We start from the raw sequence: 22,338 nt of genomic DNA, 5'->3' as shown, positions 1-22,338 counted from the left end.
TGCCCGCTCGGCCCGGCGCGCCGGGGGCCGGGCTTCTCGCCGAATCGCAGGCGGCGGTGCGGGTGGGACAGTAGGGTGAGCGCCGTTCCGATCGCGTCGACGAACGGTCAGGAGAGTCGGTGGCAGCGGGAATTCCGATCACGGTGCAGGTGGGCGACGCCGTCCTGGAGGTCGAGACCGTACCGGTGGCCGGGACACAGGGCACGTCGCGGCTCGGTGACTCGGCCGAGCAGGTGCGGGACGCCTTCACCCGGGCCCAGCAGGCCATCGTCGAGATCGCCGCCTCCACGGTCCAGGTGATCGAGGGGGCCGGCCGGCGGGCCGCCCGGCCGGACGAGATGGAGGTCGAGTTCGGCCTCAGCTTCTCCGCCAAGGGCACGGTCCTGATGGCCAGTACGGCGGGACAGGCGACGCTGAAGGTGAAGCTGACGTACCGCCGGGGTGGCGGGACCGACCCGGTGGCGCCGGGCGAGGGGGAAGCGCAGGCGTCCGACGAGGACGGCGAGGACGACGCCGCGCAGGCCGCTCAGGGGCCGGACGGCTCCGGGGCTGCCGGGGTCACCGCGCCGGCCGGCCGCGTCGGGCCGGCGGAGCAGGCGTGACGGCAGCCGCCTACCGGGAGCCGCGCAGTTCGGGGGCGCTCGGGCGGGTCCTCGGCCCGGCGGGTGAACCGGTCGGCACCTGCTTCCAGGTGGCCCCGGGCGTCATCGTCACCGCGTGGCACGTGCTCGCCGACCTGGGGTGCGCCGAGGTCGGCGGCCGGGTGCTGATCGACCCGCTCGCCGACCCGCTCGCCGGTCCGGACGCCGACTCGTCGGCGAGCCCGCCCGCGGGTCCGACGGGTGGGCAGGCGGGTGGGCAGGCGGGTGTCCGGGCGGCGGACGTCGTGGCGACCGGACCGGTGTGGGACCTTGCCGTGCTGCGCTGTGCCGAGCCGCTGGCCGGTTCCGTCGCGGGCCTGCTGCCCACCGACGGGGTCGAGCTGCGGACGGGCGTCTTCGTGACGGGTGTCCCGACGATCGTCGACCCGGGCCGTGACTACCGGCACCTCGACGCCCCCGGTGCCTGGCAGGGCGGCACCCTGACGGACCGGCAGGTCTCCCTGGGCAGGTTCAGCGCCGACTCGGTGGTGCCCGGGATGAGCGGTGCGCCGGTCCTGCGGATCCGCGACAACCTGGTGGTGGGCGTCGTCTCGGCGCGGTACAACAGCCTGGACGGCTGGCTGCGGGACACGGTCTGGGCCGCGAGGACGGAGGACCTGGCCGCGCTGCTCGCCGGCGTCCCCGGCCTGGCCCTGCACACCCAGGTGGTGCTCACCGACCGGGTGAACGCCGTCGCGGCGACCGCCGTGACGGCGGGGTGGGCGCCCGCACCCGGCGTGAACGGACCGAACGGCGCGAGCGGCGCGAGCGGACCGAACGCGACCGGCGTACGGGCGGACCGGCCGACTGCGGACGACGTGCCCGGCCCGGGCGGCGAGTCGGCCGGTCCGTTCGAGGCGGCGCTGGAGGTCTTCCAGGTCCTGGCCGCGCTGGACGAGGCCGCCCGCGGCACGGGCGGCCTCGTCGTCGTCCTGGAGCAACTGCTCCGCCGGGCCGCGGGCACCCTCGGCGGAGGGCCGGGCGAGGTGTCCGAGGTGTGGGCGTTCCGGCGTCGACTGCGCCGGCACGGACTCGACCCCCGGGTGCTGTTGCGGGCCCTGCCCGAGCACGACGAGGCTCGCCGCCGCTGGCTTGTCCCGCTCGCCCCGCCGGTCCCGGTGGACGCGCAGGCCGAGCTCGACGTGCAGGCCGAGCCCGAGGGGTCCGGAGCCTCCACTGCGTCCGGCGGTGCGGACCGGCTCTCCGCGCTGCTCGACGCGTTCCGGGCGGCTCTGGTGGACGCGCTGGCCGAGCCGCTGTTCGCCCGGCTGTCGGCCACCGGGCGGCGCCATCTCGCCGCTGCCCTGACCGGCGGGACCGGGACCGGGACCGGGGGTGCGAGCGGGACCGGTAGCGCGAGCGGAAACGGGCGCAGGTCTGCGGGCGGGCCGGGTCTGCGGACGTTCCTCGCCGCCGTGGCGGAGCAGCTGCCGCCGCTGCGCGGCACCTCGACCGCGCTGGCGCTCCTCACCGCCCCCGCCTCGGAACCGGAGGGCGGATCCGCCACCGGAGGCGCGGCCTCCACGGGCGCGGCCCCCGGGGGAGCGGGCATCCCCGGCGGAGCGGGCGCCACCGGTGGCGTCGAGGGCCTCCACGGGCCAGGCGGAGCCGTGGCCCAACGTCATCTCGCCTCCGTGGCAGCCCAGTTGGCCCGGCTGCCGGACCAGGACCCGTGCTTCCTGGGGCGTGAGGAGCTGGTCGACCGGATCGTCGGGGCACTGCGCAGACGCCACGCCCGCTACGGGCGGGCCACCGCCTTCCTGGCCGGTCAGCCCGGCGTCGGCACCTCGGCCGTGGCCGTCGAGGTCGCCCACCGGCTCGCTCCCGACTTCCCCGGGGGCGCCCTCCACCTCGACCTGTTCGGTCTGCAGCCCGGCCTGTGCCGGGACGCCCGGACCGTCGTCCGGGTGGTGACCGAGGCGCTCGGTCTCGACCTCGGCTCCGGCGCGATGGACGACGCCCACCTCTTCGCGGCCTTCACGGGCGCCCTGAGCGACCGCGGCGTCCTGCTGGTCCTCGACAACGCCCGGGACGCCGCCCACGTGGCGCCGCTCGCCCGGGCCGCCGCGGGCGGGGCGGTCATCGTCACCTCGCGGGACCGGCAGCAGGGCTACGCCGATCCCGGACTCGTCTTCACGGTGGGCCCGTTGCACCGTGACGCGGCCGTCCGGGTGCTGTCCTGGTGCGGCGACGACCACGTGGCCGACCACCGCCCGCTCCACCTGCTCGCCCACCTGTGCGACGACGTGCCGATGGCGCTGCGGATGGTCGGGGCCCGGCTGACCAGCGATCCCGACCTCGACCTCGACTACCTGGTGCAGGTCCTGGAGGAGGAGACCACCCGGCTCGACTACCTGGAGGCCGGTGACCGGGCCCTGCGGGCGGTCATCGGACTGAGCTACGACGCGCTGGACGGGCCGGCCCGGCGGGTGTTCCGCTACACCGCCGCCGCTCCTGGCTCGGCGACCACCGGGCCGGAGCTGGGCCACGGCCTCGAAGCCCCGCCGCTGCGCCAGGAGCTCCTCCTCAACCGGCTGGCGGACCGCAGCCTCGCCGGGAAGGAGGTCGTCCGCGTTCCGGACCGGCCGCTGCTCGCCACCTTCACCCTCTTCGACCTGGTCCGGCTGTACGCGCTGGAGCGCCTCGCGGCGGAGGAACAGCCGGACGCCGTAAGCGACTTCCGGCAGCGATCGGTGGCCTACCTGTGCGACGCGATCGCCGGCATCACCGATGAGACCGTGGACGGCGGACAGGCGGGCGAGCTCGACCCGGCCCGGTTCGAGGACGCGCTGCGGCTGGCCCAGGAGCACGACTGGCTCGACCTCGCCACCCGGCTGGCGATCGGTCTGCACGTCCTCGCCCTGGCGCGCGGCGAGCTCGACGGCATCCTGGCGATCAACGCGACCCGGGTCGCCCTGCACCTGAAGGCGGGGGAGCCGGAGGAGGCCGTGAAGGCCTGCCTGCTCAACGCGGAGACCCTGCTGGCGAAACGGGCCTTCGACGCGGTCGAGGCATCGGCCCGGGAGGCGATCCGGATCGCCGGGTCGTACGGGCTGCCCGAGCGGGCGGCCGAGGCGCGTTTCCGGCTGAGCCTGCTCCGGTGGGAGCAGGAGCGCTTCCCGGAGGCGCTGGCGGAGGGCGTCGAGGCGGCGGATGCGCTCGAAGGGCTCGGCCGGTGGCGGACGGCGGTGCCCGTGGCCGCCAACAACTGCCTGATCGCGCTGCGGATGGACGACGGACCCGCGGGTCTCCTCTGGGGGCGGCGTGCGGTGGAGCTCGCCGACCGCCACGGCGACGGGTACCAGCAGGCGTCCGCCAGGCACGACCTGTCCCGGGCCGAGCTGCTCACGGGGGAGTACGCGGCGGCCGTGCGCACGGCCCGGGACACGGCGGACCGCTGGGAGCGGCAGGGGCGTCTGCTGGACGCGGCGACCTGCTGCGGCATCGCGGCCGAGGCGGCGGAGGCGACCGGGGACCTCGCGGCGGCGGCGGAGCTCTGCAACGCCGCCGCCGACCACTGCCTCCGGGAGGGGACGAGCGGCCGGATCCTGGACGCCCTGGTGAGGTTGAGCGCGCTGTACATGCGGGCGGGCTCCCATCGGAACGCCGGCTTCACCCTGGACCGGGCCCTGGCGGCGCTCCGGTCGGCCGGGCCTGCGGCGGCCGGGTCCACGGCGGTCGGCGCGGACGTTCCGGCGCTGCTGCGGACCGAGGTCCTGCTGCGGCACGCCGCCGTGCGGCTGTTCCCGGACGTGCTGGTGGCGGGCGGCGGGGACGGCGAGGCGTCCGCCGGTCGGCCCGGGGAGCTGGGCCGGGTGGACCGGCCGGTCGGGGCGGACGAGGGCGCCCCGGAGGCCGGGGACCTGCCGGAGGGCGGGGCCGGTTCGGAGGAGGCGCCGACCAGTGAGGAGCTGGAGCGGCTGCGCGACGTGCTCGCCCGTCATCGGGAGGGTGCCGTACCGGTGGAGGAGGCCTGCCGACAGGCGGAGGTCCTGCTCACGGCCGACACGCGGTATCCGCCGGTCAGGGAGGCCTGGCTCTTCCTGGAGCTGCGCGGCGCCGACGACCGGCCGGCGGCGGCCCTGCCCGGTGCCGGGTAGGGAGGGCGGGTCGCCCGTCGTCCGCGTGGGGCCCTGGACTTACTAGGACGTCCGACTATATGGTCGTGGAAAGGTCCGCGGTGTCAGGGAAGCCGGTGTGAGTCCGGCACGGTCCCGCCACTGTGACCGGGGAGTCCGTCCACGCAGGACACGGCCACTGGCAGCCAGCCGGGAAGGCCCGCGGGCGGGCGTCGATCCGGGAGTCAGGATACCGGCCGCGGACGGTCCGTGTTTTCCACGAGGATGGAGACGACACGCATGACTCCGGGCTGCTCCCGTTCCACCGCCCCCGGCCGTCCTGTGCCGCCCGCCGGGGCCCACCTGCTCTGACGGTCCGCCTGTCGCACCCCGCCGACGGCCGCCCCGCCGCGCCACCGCGCGGCGTGCCGCCGTGGGCGGAGTCCTCCATTCCTCCTCTCCCCACCCCAGACGAGAGAAGGAACCGATGGTCCGTGAACTGACCCACTTCGTCGCAGGCAAGCGCGTCCCCGGGACGTCCGGCCGCCTCGGCGACGTGTACGACCCCAACACCGGCCGGGTCCAGGCCCGGGTGCCGCTCGCGAGCCGCGCCGAGGTCGAGGCGGTGATCGCCGACGCCGCGCAGGCGCAGCCCGAGTGGGCGGCCTGGAACCCGCAGCGCCGGGCCCGGGTGCTGCTGCGCTTCCTCCAACTGGTCGAGCAGGAGCGGGAGCCGCTCGCCAGGCTGCTCTCCGCCGAGCACGGCAAGACGGTCGCCGACGCGCACGGCGACCTCCAGCGCGGGCTGGAGGTGGTGGAGTTCGCCGCCGGTATCCCGCACCTGCTGAAGGGCGAGTTCACCGACAACGCGGGCACCGGCATCGACGTGTACTCGATGCGCCAGCCGCTCGGCGTCGTCGCCGGGATCACGCCGTTCAACTTCCCGGCGATGATCCCGCTGTGGAAGGCGGCGCCCGCGCTGGCCTGCGGCAACGCCTTCATCCTCAAGCCCTCCGAGCGGGACCCCTCGGTGCCGCTGCGGCTGGCCGAGCTGTTCCTGGAGGCGGGCCTGCCGCCGGGCGTCCTCAACGTGGTCAACGGGGACAAGGAGGCGGTCGACACCCTGCTGGAGGACCCGCGGGTGCAGGCGCTCGGGTTCGTCGGCTCGACGCCGATCGCCCAGTACGTCTACGCGACGGCCGCCGCCCACGGGAAGCGCGCCCAGTGCTTCGGCGGTGCCAAGAACCACATGATCGTCATGCCGGACGCCGACCTCGACCAGGTGGCCGACGCGCTGATCGGCGCCGGCTACGGCTCGGCGGGCGAGCGGTGCATGGCGATCTCGGTCGCCGTCCCGGTCGGCGAGGAGACCGCCGACGCCCTGGTGGCCAAGCTGGTCGAGCGGATCGGCGCGCTGAAGGTCGGCCGCTCGGACGACCCGGAGGCGGACTTCGGCCCGCTGGTGGGCCCGGACGCGCTGGAGCGGGTCCGCGGCTACCTGGACCTGGGCGTCCGGGAGGGCGCCGAACTGGTCGTCGACGGACGGGACTTCCGGCTGGAGGGGCACGAGGGCGGGTTCTTCCTCGGCGCGTCGCTGTTCGACCGGGTCACGCCGGACATGCGGATCCACCGCGAGGAGATCTTCGGCCCGGTCCTCTCGGTGGTGCGCGCCGCCGACTACGAGGAGGCCCTGCGGCTGCCCAGCGAGCACGAGTTCGGCAACGGGGTGGCGATCTACACCCGGGACGGCGACACCGCCCGCGACTTCACCCGCCGGGTGAACACCGGCATGGTCGGCGTGAACGTGCCGATCCCGGTGCCGATCGCCTACCACACCTTCGGCGGCTGGAAGCGGTCCGCGTTCGGCGACCTCAACCAGCACGGGCCGGACTCGATCCGCTTCTACACCCGCACCCGCACCGTCACCTCGCGCTGGCCCTCCGGGGTCAAGGAGGGCGCGAGCTTCACCATGCCGACGATGGGATGAGCGCCGTGCACGACCACGACCACGACCTGAGCGAGGACCAGCGGGCCGTCGCGGAGACCACCCGGGCGTTCGCCGACGAGTACCTGGCGCCGCACGCGGTGGAGTGGGACCGGACCAAGCACTTCCCGGTGGACGTGCTGCGCAAGGCGGCGGACCTCGGCCTGGCCGGCGTGTACGTCCGCGAGGACGTCGGCGGGTCCGAACTCACCCGGCAGGACGGGGTGGTGGCCTTCGAGGCGCTCGCCACCGGCTGCCCGTCGATCGCCGCCTACCTGTCCATCCACAACATGGTGGGCTGGATGGTCGACCGCTACGGCACCGCCGACCAGCGCCGCCGCTGGCTCCCGGCGCTCTGCACGGCCGAGCATCTGGGAAGCTACTGCCTCACCGAGCCGGGCGCCGGATCGGACGCCGCCGCGATCGCCACCCGCGCGGTGCGCGACGGCGACCACTGGGTGCTGGACGGCGTCAAGCAGTTCATCTCCGGCGCGGGCGCCGCCCGGCTCTACCTGGTGATGGCCCGGACCGGCGGCCCCGGACCGAAGGGCGTCTCCGCCTTCGTCGTGGACCGCGACGACCCGGGGCTGTCCTTCGGCCCGAACGAGCAGAAGATGGGCTGGAACGCCCAGCCCACCCGGCAGGTGGTGCTGGACGGGGTCCGGCTGCCCGCCGACCGCCTCCTCGGCGCCGAGGGCGGCGGGTTCGGGATCGCCATGGCCGGGCTGAACGGCGGCCGGCTCGGCATCGCCGCCTGCTCGCTGGGCGGCGCCCGGACCGCGCTGGAGCGCGCCACCCGGTACCTCGCCGAGCGCGAGGCCTTCGGGGCCCGGCTGCTGCACGCCCAGGCGCTCCAGTTCCGGCTCGCCGACATGGCGACCGAACTGGAGGCCGCCCGCGCCCTGGTGTGGCGGGCCGCCGCCGCGCTGGACCGCGGCGACGACCGCGCGCCCCAGCTCTGCGCGATGGCCAAGCGCCACGCCACCGACACCGGGTTCGAGGTCGCCGACCAGGCGCTCCAACTGCACGGCGGCTACGGCTACCTCGCCGAGTACGGCATCGAGAAGATCGTCCGCGACCTGCGGGTGCACCAGATCCTCGAAGGGACCAACGAGATCATGCGCGTCATCGTCGCCCGCGGCCTGACCGGGGCCGCCTGATGGCCACCACGGACGGAGCGGACCCCGGCGAGGTCGTCGTCGACCGGGACGGGCGGGCGGGCCTGATCGTCCTCAACCGCCCCAAGGCCCTGAACGCCCTCACCCACGGCATGGTCCGGCGGATCGCCGCCGCGCTCGACGCCTGGGAGTACGACGACTCCGTCGCCACCGTCGTCGTCACCGGCGCCGGTGAGCGCGGGCTCTGCGCCGGCGGCGACATCGTCGCCATCCACCGGGCGGCCACCGGCGGCGACCGGCGGGCCACCGAGGAGTTCTGGCGCGACGAGTACCGGCTCAACGCCCGGATCGCCCGCTACCCCAAGCCCTACGTCGCGGTGATGGACGGCATCGTGATGGGCGGCGGCGTCGGGATCTCCGCCCACGGCAGCGTCCGGATCGTCACCGAACGCACCCGGATCGCCATGCCGGAGACCGGCATCGGCTTCGTCCCCGACGTCGGCGGCACCTACCTGCTCTCCCTCGCCCCCGGTGAACTCGGCACCCATCTCGCCCTCACCGCCGGGTCCGTCGGCGCGGGCGACGCACTGCTGTGCGGCCTGGCCGACCACTTCGTCCCGGCCGTGCGGCTCCCCGCCCTCCTCGACGACCTCGCCGAACTGAGCGTCCACGACGCGCTCGCCCGCCACGTCGCCGACCCGCCGCCCGCGCCGCTCGCCGGGCAGCGCGGCTGGATCGACGACTGCTACGGCGCCGACACCGTCGAGGAGACCGTCGAACGGCTGGCCGCGGCGGGAGTTCCGGAGGCCGGGGAGGCGGCCGGCCGGATCGCCGCCAACTCGCCCACCGCCGTCAAGGTCGCCCTCGCGGCGCTGCGCCGGGCCCGCGGGCTGGGCCCGCTGGAGGCGGTGCTCGACCAGGAGTACCGCACCTCCTGCGCCGCGCTGGCCACCCCCGACCTGCCGGAGGGGATCCGGGCGCAGGTCATCGACAAGGACCGGCGGCCGCACTGGGAGCCGGCCACCCTGGCGGCCGTCCCCGACAAGGAGATCGAGCGCCACTTCCTGTCCCTGGGCGAGCGTGAGCTCGGCCTCGCCGCCCCCGCACCCCTGGAGCGCTGGTGACCCGCACCGTCGGATTCGTCGGACTGGGCAACATGGGCGGCCCGATGGCCGCGAACCTCGTCAAGGCCGGGCACCGCGTCCTCGGCTACGACCTCTCGGAGCAGGCCCGCGACCGGGCGGCCGGGCACGGGGTGACCGTCACCGGATCGGCCGCGGAGGCCGTGGCGGAGGCCGACGCCGTCCTGACCATGCTGCCGACCGGGCGTCACGTCATCGACGCCTACCGTGCGCTGGTCCCCGCGGCGGCGAGGCCCGGGACGCTGTTCGTGGACTGTTCCACGATCGCGGTCGGGGACGCCCGGACCGCCGCCGACCTGGCGCGCGCCGCCGGGCACCGGGCGGTCGACGCCCCGGTGTCCGGCGGCGTGGCGGGCGCCGAGGCGGCCGGCCTGACCCTGATGGTCGGCGGTACGGAGGCCGAGTTCGCGGACGCCGGACCGCTGTTGGCGGGGGTGGGGCGCAAGGTCGTCCACTGCGGCCCCTCCGGTGCCGGGCAGGCCGCGAAGATCTGCAACAACATGATCCTCGGCATCTCGATGATCGCGGTGAGCGAGGCGTTCGCGCTCGGGGAGAGCCTCGGCCTCAGCCACCAGTCGCTCTACGACGTGGCCTCCACCGCCTCCGGGCAGTGCTGGGCGCTCACCGCCAACTGCCCCGTCCCCGGCCCGGTTCCGGGCAGCCCCGCCAACCGCGACTACCGGGCCGGGTTCGCCGCGGCGCTGATGGCCAAGGACCTCGGGCTGGCCGCCGACGCCGCGGCCTCCACCGACGTCCCGGTGGAACTCGGGCGCCGGGCCGCGGAGTTGTTCGCCGCCTTCGCCGAGGGCGGGGGCGGCGGCCTGGACTTCTCCGCCATCTACACGACACTCCGGGAGGAGACGGCATGACCGAGGGCACGACCGACGGCACCGGCACCATCGACAGCAGGGCCGCGGACCCGGCCGGTGACCGGGCCGGCCGGTACCGGACCATCCGGGTGGAGCGCCACGGCCGGGTGGGCGTGATCACGCTCGACCGCCCGAAGGCGCTGAACGCCCTCAACACCGAGCTTATGAACGAAGTCGTCGCCGCAGCCCAGGAGTTCGATCGTGAACCGGGGATCGGCTGCCTGGTGGTGACCGGTTCGGAGAAGGCGTTCGCGGCCGGCGCCGACATCAAGGAGATGCAGTCGCTCGGCTTCGTCGACGCCTACCTCGGCGACTGGTTCGCCGCCTGGGACCGCTTCGGGGCGCTGCGCAAGCCGGTGGTCGCGGCGGTCGCCGGGTACGCCCTGGGCGGCGGCTGCGAGCTGGCGATGCTCTGCGACGTCCTGATCGCGGCGGACACCGCGAAGTTCGGCCAGCCGGAGATCAAGCTGGGCGTGATCCCCGGGATCGGCGGCTCGCAGCGGCTCACCCGGGCGGTCGGCAAGGCCAAGGCGATGGAACTCTGCCTGACCGGAAGGACGATGGGCGCCGAGGAGGCCGAGCGGGCCGGGCTGGTGTCCCGGATCGTGCCGGCCGACCGGCTGCTGGAGGAGGCCCTGGCGGTGGCCGACACGATCGCCGCGATGTCCACTCCGGCGGCGGTGATGATGAAGGAGAGCGTCGACCGCGCCTTCGAGACCACCCTCGCCGAGGGCGTCCGCTTCGAACGCCGGCTCTTCCACGCCACCTTCGCCACCGCGGACCAGAAGGAGGGCATGGCCGCGTTCGCGGAGAAGCGGCCGCCGAAGTTCCAGGACCGCTGAGCGAGCGTCGTGGTGCGGCGCCGTGATCCCGCGGGCGCCGCACCGCGTGCCGGAGGACCCGCCCGGGGCCGTTCGTGGACCGGCTGCGGACCGGTCGTGGATCAGCTGCCGTAGCGGAGGGAGACGGTGTCGCCGACGTGGACGACCGTCGCCCGGGTGGCACCGGTGGCGGTGGCGCCGTCCAGCGCGACCTTCCAGGTGGACCCGCCGCTGTTGGCGGTGCCGTTGACCGCCGTGACGGTGCCGCCGCCGGTGGACGGGGTGACCGACGTGACGCAGCCGGCCGGCGTGGCGGTGGCGGCGGCGTCGAGGACGTCGCCGAGGGTCGTGGTGGCACCGGTCGGGGTGAGGGTGACGGCGCAGACCTTCAGCGGGGCGGTGCCGTCGTCCACGACCAGGGCGAGCCGGGCGGCGGTGCCGGCGGTGAAGCCGGTGCTGGCGGCCCAGGCGGGTTCGCCGGCCGTAGCGGGTGCGGGCGGGGTGGCGGTGAACCCGGCTCCGGCCACGGCCCGCAGGCCGTCGACCGAGGCGTAGGGGGAGGGGGTGGTGTCGGTGGGCAGGTACTTGAAGCCGCCGCCGGGCTTGAACTGCTGGGCGATCAGGAAGTCGAGCGGGGTCTTGCCGGTGCCGCTGGTGAAGTCGGCGCCCTGCGGGTTGATCCCGCAGGCGTTGAGGCCGGACACGGCCCAGCCGTTGGAGTCGGTGTTGGCGCCCCACATCGAGTTGAAGGCGCCGGAGGAGATGAGCTTGCCCTTGAGGAAGTTCTTGGCGGCGACGACCGCCGGGTCGGTGTTCGGGACACCGCCGACGCACAGCGAGGCCATGGCGGCGCCGGTCATGTCGATGTCGCTGCCCTGGGCGAGCGCGGTGGGGTCGCCGGCGGCCTTGCTGTAGTTCCAGCCGCCGTCGGTGTGCTGGTTGGCGCGCACGGTCGTGACCGAGGCGTCCAGCAGGGACTGCGGGACGCGCTTCACGCCGCTCTGGGTCCTGGCGCCACCGAGGGCGAGGAGCCCGAAGACGGTCCCGTTGAAGTTGGCGGAGGGGCCGTAGTAGCCGGGCTCGGCGGTCTGCCAGTACGCGACCAGGTCCGCGATGAGGTTGCGGCCCGGCCCGACCCGGGCGGGGTCGATCCCCGCGGCGTACGCGTTGAGGGCGCCGCGCTCGTAGTCGGTGACGACCGGTGAGGCGCCCGGCCAGCCGGCGGCGGCGAGCTGGCCGCGGTAGACCAGGCGGGCGTTCTTGGTGGCGTCGCCCCCGGGGGTCACGTCCGCCGCCGCGGTACCGGCGGCCGCCAGCGCGCTGAACGCCCACTCGTTGGAGAGCCCGCCGCCGGTGACGTAGCTCCCGTCGGCGGCCTGGAGGGACTTCAGGTAGGTGACGCCGGTGCTCTTCGAGGTGGCTGTCTGGGCCGGGGTCGCGGTCGCGTGGGCGGGGACGGCGGAGAGCACGAGGGCGCCGGCGGCGAGCGCGACGGTGACCGCGGAGACGGTGCGCGAGGAGGCGAGACGTGAGGTGGTGAGGACGGGCACGGAACGGGCTCCTTGGGGTGGCGGGCGCCGAACCGGCCCCGGCCCCGGTGCCCGGTCGGGCACGGCGGCGGCGGGGCGGCCGCCGCCCGGATCGCGTGGGCTGGCTGTCGCTGGTGCTGCGCGGCCGGGCGGGCATTCGGGCTCGGGCCGGCCCGGGAGCCGCCCCACACCGCTGCGCGTCAGCCCCGGATTCACACCGGGTTCCCCCGCTCGGCCACCGCGGACGCTACCGCAACCGGGGAGGAGGGACGAGGTGGGGAAGGCGACATGACGCTCCGTTGACTCCAGGTCCGCACGCGTGGTCTGATGAAACGCTTTTTTATCCTCGGCAGCCAGGGGAAGCCGGTCCGAATCCGGCGCTGACCCGCAACCGTAGACCCGCCCCACCCGGGGCAGGTGAGCCGGAATGCCTGCGCCGGGGCCTTGTTCAGGAGTGCTTGCGTCGTCGTGGACTACGACGCGGTCGAAACGGTCCCGCGTGCGGAGGACCGTTGGCTGCGCCGTGACGCCCCGACGACTGACCAGGGAGTCGCCGGTGAGGGCCAGCAGCAGTCGTACGAGTCAGAGAGCCCGAGGGCTCACGTCCCTGATCGCCACCGGCGCCGTCGCGGTCGCCGCGGGCGGCACGGTCCTCCTCGGACACCCCGGCCGCGCCGCCGCCGACCCGATCGACGAGTGCACCGCCACCACCGGGGCGGTCGTCGCCGTCGACTTCGGCCACTGGGGCGGCGGAGTCGTCCGCGGCTGCGACGCCCACCCCACCACCGGGATGAACCTGCTGCACAACGCGGGCTTCACCACCGCCGGCACCGAGCACGACGGCCCCGCCTTCATCTGCCGGCTCGGCACCGGAACCTTCGCCGACGGCACCCAGTACCCGACCGCCGCCGAGGAACCCTGCGTCAACACCCCCCAGGCGACGGCGTACTGGTCCTACTGGATCGCCGAACCCGGACAGGACACCTGGTCCTACAGCCGGTACGGCGCCGGGACGCAGAAGCCCAAGCCCGGCGAGGTCGAGGCCTGGGTCTACGGCGGCACCGACATCGGCGGAACCAGCGGGGCGCCCTCCTTCACACCGGACTCCGTCCGCGCGAAGAACCCCGGCCCCTCGCCCTCCGCCACCGCCTCGCCCTCGGCGTCCCCGAGCCCGACCACCACCCCGTCGCACCCCGCCGGCGACCCCGCCGCGGCGGCCTCGTGGCTGGCCGGACGGCTCGTCGACGGCGAGTACATGGGGAACTGGGCCTTCGAGGGGCCCGACTACCCGCGGACCGCCCTCACCGCGATCGCCCTGGCCGCCGCGGGCACCCAGGACCCGGCCCTGCGCAAGGTCGTCGCCTACCTCGCCGCCCACACCGACGCCTTCCTGTACCCGGACGGACCGGCGGGGAAGCCCGACGCCAAGGCCGCCGCCCTGCTGGCCCTGGTCGCCGAGAGCACCGACGGCGACCCCCGGGCCTTCGGCGGCCGCGACCTGATCGCCGCGCTCACCGGCCACGTGTGCGCCGACGCCGGGGAGAACGGCAAGTGCACCGCCGCCGGGGACTTCCACGGCGCGGCCTCGCCCCAGGTCCAGGCGTGGGCCGTGATCGCCCTGCGGCGCGCGGGCGTCACACCGCCCGCCGCCGCACTCTCCCGCTTCACGGTCCTGCAGTGCGCCGACGGCGGCATCGCCGGCTCGATGATCGTGGCGGGCGGCTACTGCGAGTCCGACCCGGGGGCCACCGGTCTGGCCGTCCTCGCGCTCCGCCCGGAGGCCGGGTACGAGGCCACCGCGAAGAAGGCCGCCGACCAGCTCGCCGGGAGCCAGCAGGCCGACGGCTCCTACGTCCCCTACGTCGGCGCCGCGGGCGACACCCTGAGCACCGCCGCCGCGGCCCAGGTCCTGCCGGCCACCGGGCAGGGGGCCGGGCAGGCCGCGGCCAAGGCCTGGATCGCCGCCCGCCAGAACGAGGACGGCGGCTTCCGGCCCGACGAATCGACCGCCGACGCCGACCCGGCCGCCACCGAGCAGGCCCTCCTGGCCCTCACCGGCACCGACCCGACCACCGTCCGCCACAACCCGAACGGCGCCACCACGACGCCGACCACGCCCGCCGGCCGGACCCCCGACCTGGCCAGGGGCAGCGCCTACCTCACCACCCCGGCCAACCTGATCGGCGGCCGGTACTACGAGGCGTTCCCGGAGTTCGCGGACTTCGGCCTCACCATCGACGGGGCCTTCGCGCTCGCCGCCACCGGCGCGGACGACGCGGCCCTGCGCCGGATCGTGGACTTCCTCGACCAGCAGGGCAAGGACACCGGCGGGCGCACCGTCAACGACTGGACCGGCATCGGCACCGAGTACGCCGGCGGCGGCTCCCTGGGCAAGGAGGCCCTGCTCGCCGAGGTCGCCGGCCGCGACCCGCGCGCCTTCGGCGGCCACGACCTGATCGCCGCCCTGGCCGCGGCCGTCTGCGCCAAGGCCGACGAGGCCCTCGGCTGCGCCGGTCCCGGCAACTACACCTACGCCACCTCGGTCTTCTCCCAGGCCCTCGGCATCATGGCCCAGCTGCGCGCCGGCGACGCCGCGAACGCCGCCGCGGCGGTCGCCTACCTGAAGGGCCTCCAGCACGCCGACGGCTCCTGGCCGAGCCTCATCCCCGCCACCGGCGACTCCGACGTCGACAGCACCGCGATGGCGGCCATGGCGCTCGCGCTCGTGCCCGGTGACGAGGCCGTACAGGCGGTCGACAGGGCGGTCACCTGGCTGGCCGGGAAGCAGCTGGCCGACGGCGGCTTCCCCGGAGCGGCCGGCAACTCCACCAACTCGGCGGCCCTCGCGGTCCAGGGCATGGCCCTCCGCCAGTCCGCGAACGGCGCCCGGATCGCGAAGGCGCTCGACTTCCTCGCCGGGCAGCAGAACGGCGACGGCGGCTTCAACGTCGCCTCCACCGGGCAGCAGGGCTCGGACGTGCGGGCCTCCACCCAGGCCGTGGGCGGTGCCACCGGGATCTCCTTCGGCACCCTGCGCCGGGACCTCGGCGGCACGCCGACGCCCACCCCGACACCCACCGCCACGGGTACGCCTACGGGTACGCCGACGCCTACGGGCACGGGTACGCCGACGCCGACCACGACGGCCACCGCCACCGCCACCGCCACCGCCACGGCGACGGCGACGCCGACCGTGACCGGCACACCGACCGGTACCGCTTCGGGCTCCCCGACGGCCTCCGGCTCACCCGTGCCCACCGGTACGTCCACGGTCGTGGCCGCGCCCGGCGGAGGCACGACCGCCCGGCCCGCCGACCCGGTGCTCCCCGCCGGGGCGGGTGATCCGGCGCGCGGCGGTGGCGGCCCGGTCGGTACCGGCCAGGTCGAGGCGGGCACCGGCAGCCTGGCCGGCACCGGGGCCCAGGTGCTGGGCCTGTCGACCGCCGCCGGCCTGCTGACCGCCGTCGGCGCCGCCGTCCTCGTCGCCCGCCGCCGCGCGGGCTCCACCCCGGGGCGTCACCGGTGATCCGGCGGATCGGCCGGCTGTTCGGAGCGGCCACCGCGGCCCTCGCCCTCGCGTCCGGCGGGCTCTGGGTCGGCGCGGCCCCGGCTGCCGCGGCCCCGCTGCCCATCGAACAGTGCACCACCGGCTCCAACGTGGTCCTGGCGGTGGACTTCAGCAAGTGGGGCGGTCCCCTCCTGCGCTCCTGCGGGACCACCCCGACCACCGGGTACACCCTGCTCAACCAGGGCGGCTGGAAGACCACCGGCACCGGGCACGACGGCCCGGCGTTCATCTGCCGGATCGGCTACAGCGGGTTCCAGGGCGGGAAGCAGTTCCCGACCCCGGACCAGGAGAAGTGCGTCCTCACGCCGCCGGCCACCGCCTACTGGTCCTACTGGCACGCGGACCCGGGGGAGAACACCTGGTCCTACAGCCAGCTCGGTGCGATGAGCTACCACCCGAAGCCCGGCAGCGTCGACCTGTGGATCTTCGGCGGCACCAACATCGAGGGGACCGAGGGGCGTCCCACCTTCTCGCCGGACACCGTGCGCGCGCTCAACACGGTGCCGGGCGGCACGACCACCACTCCCGACCCGCCCGCCCCGGGCGACCCCGGAACGGCCGCCACCGGCGGATCCGGCGGCGGTTCGACCGGCGGTTCGACCGGTGGCGGCTCGACCGGCACGGCGACCGGCGGCAGCGGCGGCGGTGGCGGCTCCACGGGTGGCAGCGCGTCCTCCGGCGGCACGTCGTCGTCCGGCGGCACCGCCTCCTCGGGCGGCGGCAGCTCCTCCACCGGCGGTACCGGCACCTCCGGCGGTACCGGCACGTCCTCCGGCGGCGGCGCGGCCACGGGCGGGTCCGGCGGCAGCGGCGGCACCACCGGCGGCGGGGGCGGAACCCCGAGGAAGCCGACCGCGACCGCCCCGCCGGCCGGCACCTCCGGCGGCGGCACCGACCGTTCCCGGCCGACGACCCCGCCGGCCGAGGAGCCCGACCCGGCGCCACCGGCCCCGGCGCCCGCGGATCCGCAGCCCCCCGCCACCGAGGCCACCGAGACGCCCGCCCCGGTCCCGCCGGAGACCCCGGCGGCCACCGAGCCCGCGCCGACGGCCGGGACCCCGGCCCCGTCGGCTCCCGCGAACGCCGCGGGCCCGGCGGTGGTGAACGCGGCACCGGTCGCCGACGCCCCGCACGACTCCGGATCGATGGTCCCCGCCGTGGTCGGGACCGTCCTCCTGGTGCTGCTGGGCGGGGCCACCCTGGGCGTCGCGCGCCGCCGCCGCCGACAGGCCGAGTGAACAGGTGAGCATGCCCGACGAGCACGAAGCCGGTCTCCCGCGGTCCGCCCCCGGACGGGCCGCGGGAGGCCGGCGCACCCCGCGCGACCTCCACCCCCTGGCCTGGTGGATCTGGGCCCTCGCCCTGGCGACCGCGGCCAGCCGCACCACCAACCCGCTGCTGCTCCTCCTCGTCCTCGCCGTCATGGGGTACGTGGTCACCGCCCGCCGCACCGAGGCCCCGTGGGCGCGGGGGTTCAAGTACTACCTGTGGGTGGCGCTGACCGTGGTGGCGATCCGGGTGGTCTTCCGGTGCGTCTTCGCCACCGGCATCACCCCGCACGACCACCTGCTCTTCTCCCTCCCGCACATCCCGACCCCCGCCTGGTACGCGGGCATCCAGATCGGCGGCCCGGTCTCCCTGGAGGCCACCCTCTCCGCGGCCTTCGACGGTCTGCGCCTGGCCTGCCTGCTCTGCTGCATCGGCGCCGCCAACACCCTGGCCAACCCCAAGCGGGCGCTGCGCGTCCTGCCCGGCGCGCTGTACGAGCTCGGGGTGGCCGTGACGGTCTCGCTCAGCGTCGCTCCGCAGCTCGTGCAGAGCGTCCAGCGGGTGGCCCGGGCACGGCGGTTGCGCGCCGGGCAGAGCAAGGGCGTCCGCGCGCTGCGCAGCATCGTCGTCCCGGTGCTGGAGGACGCGCTGGAGCGCTCGCTGCACCTGGCCGCCGCGATGGACTCGCGCGGCTACGGGCGCGCCGGGACCGCCACCCGCCGCTCCCGCCGGATCACCGGCGCCCTCATGCTGTTGGGCATGTGCGGCCTCTGCGCCGGGGTCTACGGGCTCCTGGACGGCACCGCCCCCGCCGCGCTGGGGCTCCCCGCGCTGCTGGCGGGTGCCGGGCTGTGCGCGGCGGGGCTGGCGCTCGGCGGCCGCAGGATCAGGCGCACCACCTACCGGCCGGACCGGTGGCGGGCCGCGGAGTGGGGTGTCGCCGGCTGTGGTGTGGCCGCCGCCGTCGTGCTGTTCGGGACCGTCGGCTACGACGCGACCGACCTCAACCCCTCCCTCTACCCGCTGAGTTGGCCCACGCTTCCGCTCGTCCCGGTGTTCGCCCTGCTGCTGGCCGGCGCCGCCGGGGTGATCGCACCGCCGCCCGGGCGCCCGCCCGGCGGCCCGCCCGGCGCCGGCGGCGTCCCCGGGCCGCGCCCGGCCGCCGCGACGAACAGCACCGACCGCACCGCCCGCACCGCCCGCACCGCCCGCACCGCCCGCACCGCCCGCACCGACCGCAAGCACACCGAGGTGACCAAGTGATCCGATTCGACCAGGTCGGCGTGGTGTACGACGGCGAGGCCGCCCCGGTGCTGCGGGACGTCGACCTGCACGTCCCGGAGGGCGAACTCTGCCTGGTGGTCGGCCGCACCGGGGTCGGCAAGTCCACCCTGCTCGGCGCCGTGAACGGACTGGTGCCGCACTTCACCGGCGGTACCCTGCGCGGCCGGGTGACCGTCGACGGGCGCGACACCGCCCACCACCCGCCGCGTGAACTGGCCGACGTGGTCGGCGTGGTGGGCCAGGACCCGCTGGCCGGCTTCGTCACCGACACGGTGGAGGAGGAGCTCGCCTACGCCATGGAGCAGCTGGCGATCCCGCCGGAGGTGATGCGCAAGCGCGTCGAGGAGACCCTCGACCTGCTGGGCCTGGCCGACCTGCGCCACCGCGCGCTGTACGAGCTCTCCGGCGGCCAGCAGCAGCGGGTCGCCATCGGATCGGTGCTGACCGCCCACCCGCGCGTCCTGGTGCTGGACGAGCCCACCTCCGCACTCGACCCGACCGCCGCCGAGGAGGTCCTCGCGGCGGTCACCCGGCTGGTGCACGACCTCGGCGTCACCGTCCTGCTCGCCGAGCACCGGCTGGAGCGCGTGGTCCAGTACGCCGACCGGGTCGCCTACCTGCCCGGGGACGGGACCGTCGTGCACGGACCGCCCGCCGAGCTGTTCCGGCACACCGCGATCGCCCCGCCCGTCGTCGAGCTCGGCCGGATCGCCGGCTGGAGCCCGCTCCCGCTCTCCGTCCGCGACGCCCGCCGGGCCGCCGCCCCCCTGCGGGAGCGGCTGGCGCCCCTTCCGGCGCCGGCCCCGCGCCACGGACCGGGCACCGGGGAGACGGTGCTGAGCGCCGAGCGGATCGTGGTGCGCCACGGCGGGGTGACCGCGGTGCGCGAGGTCGGCCTCGACCTGCGCGCCGGAGAGGTCACGGCACTGATGGGCCGCAACGGCTCCGGCAAGTCCTCCCTGCTCTGGGCGCTGCAGGGCTCCGGCCCCCGGCAGGGCGGCAGCGTGAAGGTCACCCCGGCCGGGGGAGCGCCGGCGAAGGACCCCAAGCGGCTGCCCGCCACCGGGGCCAGGCAGCTGGTCGGACTCGTCCCGCAGACCCCGACCGACCTGCTCTACCTGGAGTCCGTGGCGCAGGAGCTCGCCCAGAGCGACCAGGAGGCCGCGACGCCCGCCGGGCCGACCGCGCGGCAGATCCTCGACCGCCTCGCCCCCGGCATCCCCGACGCCGCCCACCCCCGCGACCTCTCCGAAGGCCAGAAGCTGGCCCTGGTCCTGGCGATCCAACTGGCCGCCGCCCCGCGGGTGGTGCTGCTGGACGAGCCCACCCGGGGGCTCGACTACCACGCGAAGGAGTCGCTGACCGGCATCGTCGACGCCCTCGCCGCCGAGGGCCGCACCGTGGTGGTCTCCACCCACGACGTCGAGTTCGTCGCCTCCGCCGCCGACCGGGTGGTGGTGATGGCCGAGGGCGAGATCGTCGCGGACGGCCCCACCGCCGAGGTCATCGTCGCCTCGCCCACCTTCGCCCCGCAGACGGCCAAGATCCTCGCCCCGCTGCCCTACCTGACCACGCGGCAGGTCGCGGCGGCCCTCGAACCGGCGGAGGCCGCCCGGTGACCGCCGTCAGGATCCCCGGCCGGGCCCGCGTCGTCGTGGCGCTGGCGGCCTTCATCGGCCTCGTCGCCTTCACCTGGCCGTTCGTGGTGGCCCCGGGGAAGTTCGGCTCCTCCTACGCCCCGCCGCTGATCTTCGGCGCGCTGCTGGTCCTCGTCCTGGCCGTCGTGATCGCGGAGATCGCGGCCGGCGGCATCGACGCCAAGGCCCTCGCCATGCTCGGCGTCCTGTCGGCCGTCAACGCGGGACTGCGCCCCCTCGGGGCGGGGACGGCCGGGGTGGAGACGGTGTTCTTCATCCTCGTCCTCGCCGGCCGGGTCTTCGGCCCCGGCTTCGGCTTCACGCTCGGCTGCACGTCCCTGTTCGCCTCCGCCCTGCTCACCGGCGGCGTCGGCCCCTGGATGCCCTACCAGATGTTCGGCTGCGCCTTCGTGGGCATGCTCGCCGGTCTGCTCCCCAGGCTCCCGCGCCGCTGGGAGGTCCCGGTGCTGGCGGGCTACGGCGCGTTCTCCGGCTACCTCTTCGGCTTCCTGCTCAACCTGTCGTTCTGGCCCTTCTCGACCGACCCCACCAGCTCGATCGCCTACCTGCCCGGGCTGCCCTTCACCGAGCAGTGGCACCGCTACCTGCTGTTCGACCTGGCCACCTCGCTCGGCTGGGACACCGGCCGCGCCGTGACGACGTTCGTGGCCGTGCTGGTCGTCGGCCCGGCCGTCCTCACCGTCTTCCGCCGCGCGGCCCGCCGCGCCAACTTCGAGCCGACCGTGCGGTTCGAGGGCCCGGACGACGACGGCGCCCCGGCGGCGGGGAGCGGTACCCGGGCGGCGGGGACAGCGCACTCCTGAACCAGAGAGGTCATCACCATGCCCAAGGCGGGAAAACCCCGGACGGTGACGATGAACGGCGTCCCGCTCGTCCTGCTGCGCCCCGAGCAGTACGAAGCCCTGGAGTCCGCCCGCCGCCAGCTCGGCGGACTGCGGACGCAGGTCTCCCGGATCAAGCTGGACCTGCACCGCGGCCGCGAGCTGCTGAGCGAGGCCGAGCGGGTGCTGGCCGGACTTCCGGCGGAGCAGGCCGAACGGCTGGAGGCGCGGCTGGACCCGGGACGTGGTCGATCCGGTGCGCGTGCAGGCAGATGCCCCTGACCAGGGCGACGTGCACCTCGTAGGCCGCCACGATCCCGCGCAGCAGGTCCGCGCCGCCGCGCCCGGTGTGCTGCGCGACGGCCAGCAGCGGCGGGATGTTGTCGCCGGGGTGGGAGTAGTCCGCGGCGAGGTAGGTGTCGTGGAAGTCGAGCTCCCGCACCGCGGTGCCGTTGGCCCAGGCAGCCCACTCCGGGGAGACCCTGGCACGGGTGCCGAAGACCGCGGCCCCGGGCGCCGCCGGTCGGTGGGCGGTGGCCTGCGCGCGGGCGACGGCCACCGGCCGGCGGAGCAGGGAGGCCACCGCCACGGACGCGTTGTCGATGACCCGGTTGACGGCCGTCGTCGCGCTGTCGGTGTCCACCTCCTCGGTGCCGGTGGCCACGGAGGCGAGTTTCCAGGCGAGTTGGGCCTCCCGGGGGAGGCGGTCGGCGCTGGGGTGGACGCGGACGCGGTGCTCGATCACGGGGCTCCTCGTGGGCGCGGGTGGTTCCGGAGGGCTGACGTGCTCCAGGCTCCCGCGCCGAGGTGCGGTGATCCAGCAGGCCAACAGGCGGATTCCGTACACCTGGAAGCGGCGAATCGGCGAAGTCTGCGAATCGGCGGGGTGTTGCGGTGGGGGCGTGCCGGTTCCCGGTGCTCCGGCGTCGGGGCACGCAGGCGTCGGGGCGCGCAGGGCCCGGTGCGGCCGGGGTCCTGTGGCGTCCGGGGTCCTGTGGGATCCGGGGGCTCCGCGCCGCGTCGATCCGGGGGCTTCGGGCCGCACGGCGGCCGGCCGGGGGAGCCGCGGTCGGGCGGGCCCGTCCGCGTGGGGCGGCCGCCGTCAAACGGGTGAGTCGTGGCGCGTGGGGTTCGCCCGGCCTCCTGGGGCTGCAGCATGATTGTGCACGCAGGACCGTTGTGCACCAAGGGCGCCGGGCACGGAACCGTGCGGCCGAGCGCCGCCGCCGAGTCTCCCCAGTGACATCTGGAGTCCTCCCATGCCGCGATCGACCACCTTCCTCCCCGGGGTGCCCCTGCGGGCCGGCCACCGTGTCGAGCGGGCGGCGACCGGCCGCCGCGCCCCGGAGCGGCCCGTCCGCCATCCGGGCGGGCGCCGGTCCGCCTTCCGGTAGGCGGGCGGCGGAAGCCGGCCGGGCGTCAGGGCGCGCCCGCGCGCACCGGGGCATGCCAGGGCATGGCGGGGCACGCCTGCGCGGCGGGGCTACCAAACGGCCGGTGTCGGCCATTTGTGTACCGCTCGTTGCCACGATGTGGAAATCCGGCACACCGAATTCCACTTCACGGAATTCCGGCG

General features: G+C 75.7%; 13 protein-coding genes, 1 pseudogene and 3 riboswitches. Of the genes and pseudogenes, 12 read left to right on the top strand and 2 right to left on the bottom strand.

Features of this window, described 5'->3' with window-relative positions; translation table 11 throughout:
• The first annotated feature begins 119 nt into the window (after positions 1–119).
• The 7 genes from OG550_RS03880 to OG550_RS03850 all read left to right on the top strand — a co-directional run bounded on the left by OG550_RS03880 (position 120) and on the right by OG550_RS03850 (position 10,654).
• On the top strand, positions 120–602 hold the full coding sequence (locus OG550_RS03880) for a CU044_2847 family protein (RefSeq protein ID WP_327674503.1): 483 nt from the start codon (positions 120–122) through the stop codon (positions 600–602).
• Positions 599–4,741, top strand: a complete 4,143-nt coding sequence (locus OG550_RS03875; RefSeq protein WP_327674501.1) for a trypsin-like peptidase domain-containing protein — start codon at positions 599–601, stop codon at positions 4,739–4,741. Before OG550_RS03880 ends, OG550_RS03875 begins: the two co-directional genes overlap by 4 nt.
• A 41-nt stretch (positions 4,742–4,782) precedes the next feature.
• A riboswitch (cobalamin riboswitch) is annotated at positions 4,783–4,975 on the top strand.
• 211 nt (positions 4,976–5,186) lie between these two features.
• Entirely contained in the window at positions 5,187–6,686 is a 1,500-nt protein-coding gene (locus OG550_RS03870) for a CoA-acylating methylmalonate-semialdehyde dehydrogenase (protein WP_327674499.1), read from the top strand.
• Positions 6,683–7,843, top strand: coding sequence for an acyl-CoA dehydrogenase family protein (locus OG550_RS03865; protein WP_327674497.1), 1,161 nt, complete (start codon positions 6,683–6,685; stop codon positions 7,841–7,843). The genes OG550_RS03870 and OG550_RS03865 overlap by 4 nt, the downstream gene beginning before the upstream one ends.
• A complete protein-coding gene (locus OG550_RS03860) occupies positions 7,843–8,925 on the top strand; it encodes an enoyl-CoA hydratase/isomerase family protein (RefSeq protein WP_327674495.1) in 1,083 nt (360 codons plus the stop codon). Before OG550_RS03865 ends, OG550_RS03860 begins: the two co-directional genes overlap by 1 nt.
• Positions 8,922–9,812 (top strand): 3-hydroxyisobutyrate dehydrogenase, encoded by an 891-nt coding sequence (gene mmsB, locus OG550_RS03855; RefSeq protein WP_327674493.1) that lies wholly within the window; start codon positions 8,922–8,924, stop codon positions 9,810–9,812. Before OG550_RS03860 ends, mmsB begins: the two co-directional genes overlap by 4 nt.
• Complete coding sequence (locus OG550_RS03850) at positions 9,809–10,654, top strand: enoyl-CoA hydratase (protein ID WP_327674491.1); 846 nt, start codon at positions 9,809–9,811, stop codon at positions 10,652–10,654. Before mmsB ends, OG550_RS03850 begins: the two co-directional genes overlap by 4 nt.
• 101 nt (positions 10,655–10,755) lie before the next feature.
• Here the strand turns inward: OG550_RS03850 and OG550_RS03845 are convergent, their stop codons facing one another.
• Entirely contained in the window at positions 10,756–12,183 is a 1,428-nt protein-coding gene (locus tag OG550_RS03845) for a hypothetical protein (protein ID WP_327674489.1), read from the bottom strand.
• A gap of 131 nt (positions 12,184–12,314) precedes the next feature.
• A riboswitch (cobalamin riboswitch) is annotated at positions 12,315–12,389 on the bottom strand.
• Positions 12,390–12,465: 76 nt separating this feature from the next.
• Positions 12,466–12,583, top strand: a riboswitch (cobalamin riboswitch).
• Between the two features lie 135 nt (positions 12,584–12,718).
• Here OG550_RS03845 and OG550_RS03840 point away from each other — a divergent pair.
• From OG550_RS03840 to OG550_RS03820, 5 genes are read left to right on the top strand one after another with little or no spacing between them, the layout of a single operon-like run.
• Positions 12,719–15,688: a prenyltransferase/squalene oxidase repeat-containing protein gene (locus OG550_RS03840; protein ID WP_327674488.1), complete on the top strand. Its 2,970-nt coding sequence runs from the start codon at positions 12,719–12,721 to the stop codon at positions 15,686–15,688.
• The gene (locus tag OG550_RS32735; RefSeq protein ID WP_442905921.1) at positions 15,685–16,968 is read left to right on the top strand and encodes a hypothetical protein; all 1,284 of its coding nucleotides are present in this window, start codon (positions 15,685–15,687) and stop codon (positions 16,966–16,968) included. Before OG550_RS03840 ends, OG550_RS32735 begins: the two co-directional genes overlap by 4 nt.
• A 10-nt stretch (positions 16,969–16,978) precedes the next feature.
• Positions 16,979–18,262 (top strand): energy-coupling factor transporter transmembrane component T, encoded by a 1,284-nt coding sequence (locus OG550_RS03830; RefSeq protein WP_327674486.1) that lies wholly within the window; start codon positions 16,979–16,981, stop codon positions 18,260–18,262.
• Positions 18,259–19,902 (top strand): ABC transporter ATP-binding protein, encoded by a 1,644-nt coding sequence (locus OG550_RS03825; protein WP_327674483.1) that lies wholly within the window; start codon positions 18,259–18,261, stop codon positions 19,900–19,902. The genes OG550_RS03830 and OG550_RS03825 overlap by 4 nt, the downstream gene beginning before the upstream one ends.
• On the top strand, positions 19,899–20,744 hold the full coding sequence (locus OG550_RS03820) for an ECF transporter S component (protein ID WP_327674481.1): 846 nt from the start codon (positions 19,899–19,901) through the stop codon (positions 20,742–20,744). Before OG550_RS03825 ends, OG550_RS03820 begins: the two co-directional genes overlap by 4 nt.
• Before the next feature lie 235 nt (positions 20,745–20,979).
• Here OG550_RS03820 and OG550_RS03815 read toward each other — a convergent pair.
• Positions 20,980–21,507, bottom strand: a pseudogene (locus tag OG550_RS03815) (MmgE/PrpD family protein); the annotation flags it as partial.
• Positions 21,508–22,338: the final 831 nt, after the last annotated feature.

The organism is Kitasatospora sp. NBC_00458, from assembly GCF_036013975.1.
In the GTDB taxonomy this organism is placed as follows: domain Bacteria; phylum Actinomycetota; class Actinomycetes; order Streptomycetales; family Streptomycetaceae; genus Kitasatospora.
The sequence above is the reverse complement of the archived record's forward strand: the minus strand, read 5'-3'. Positions and strand labels throughout refer to the sequence as shown.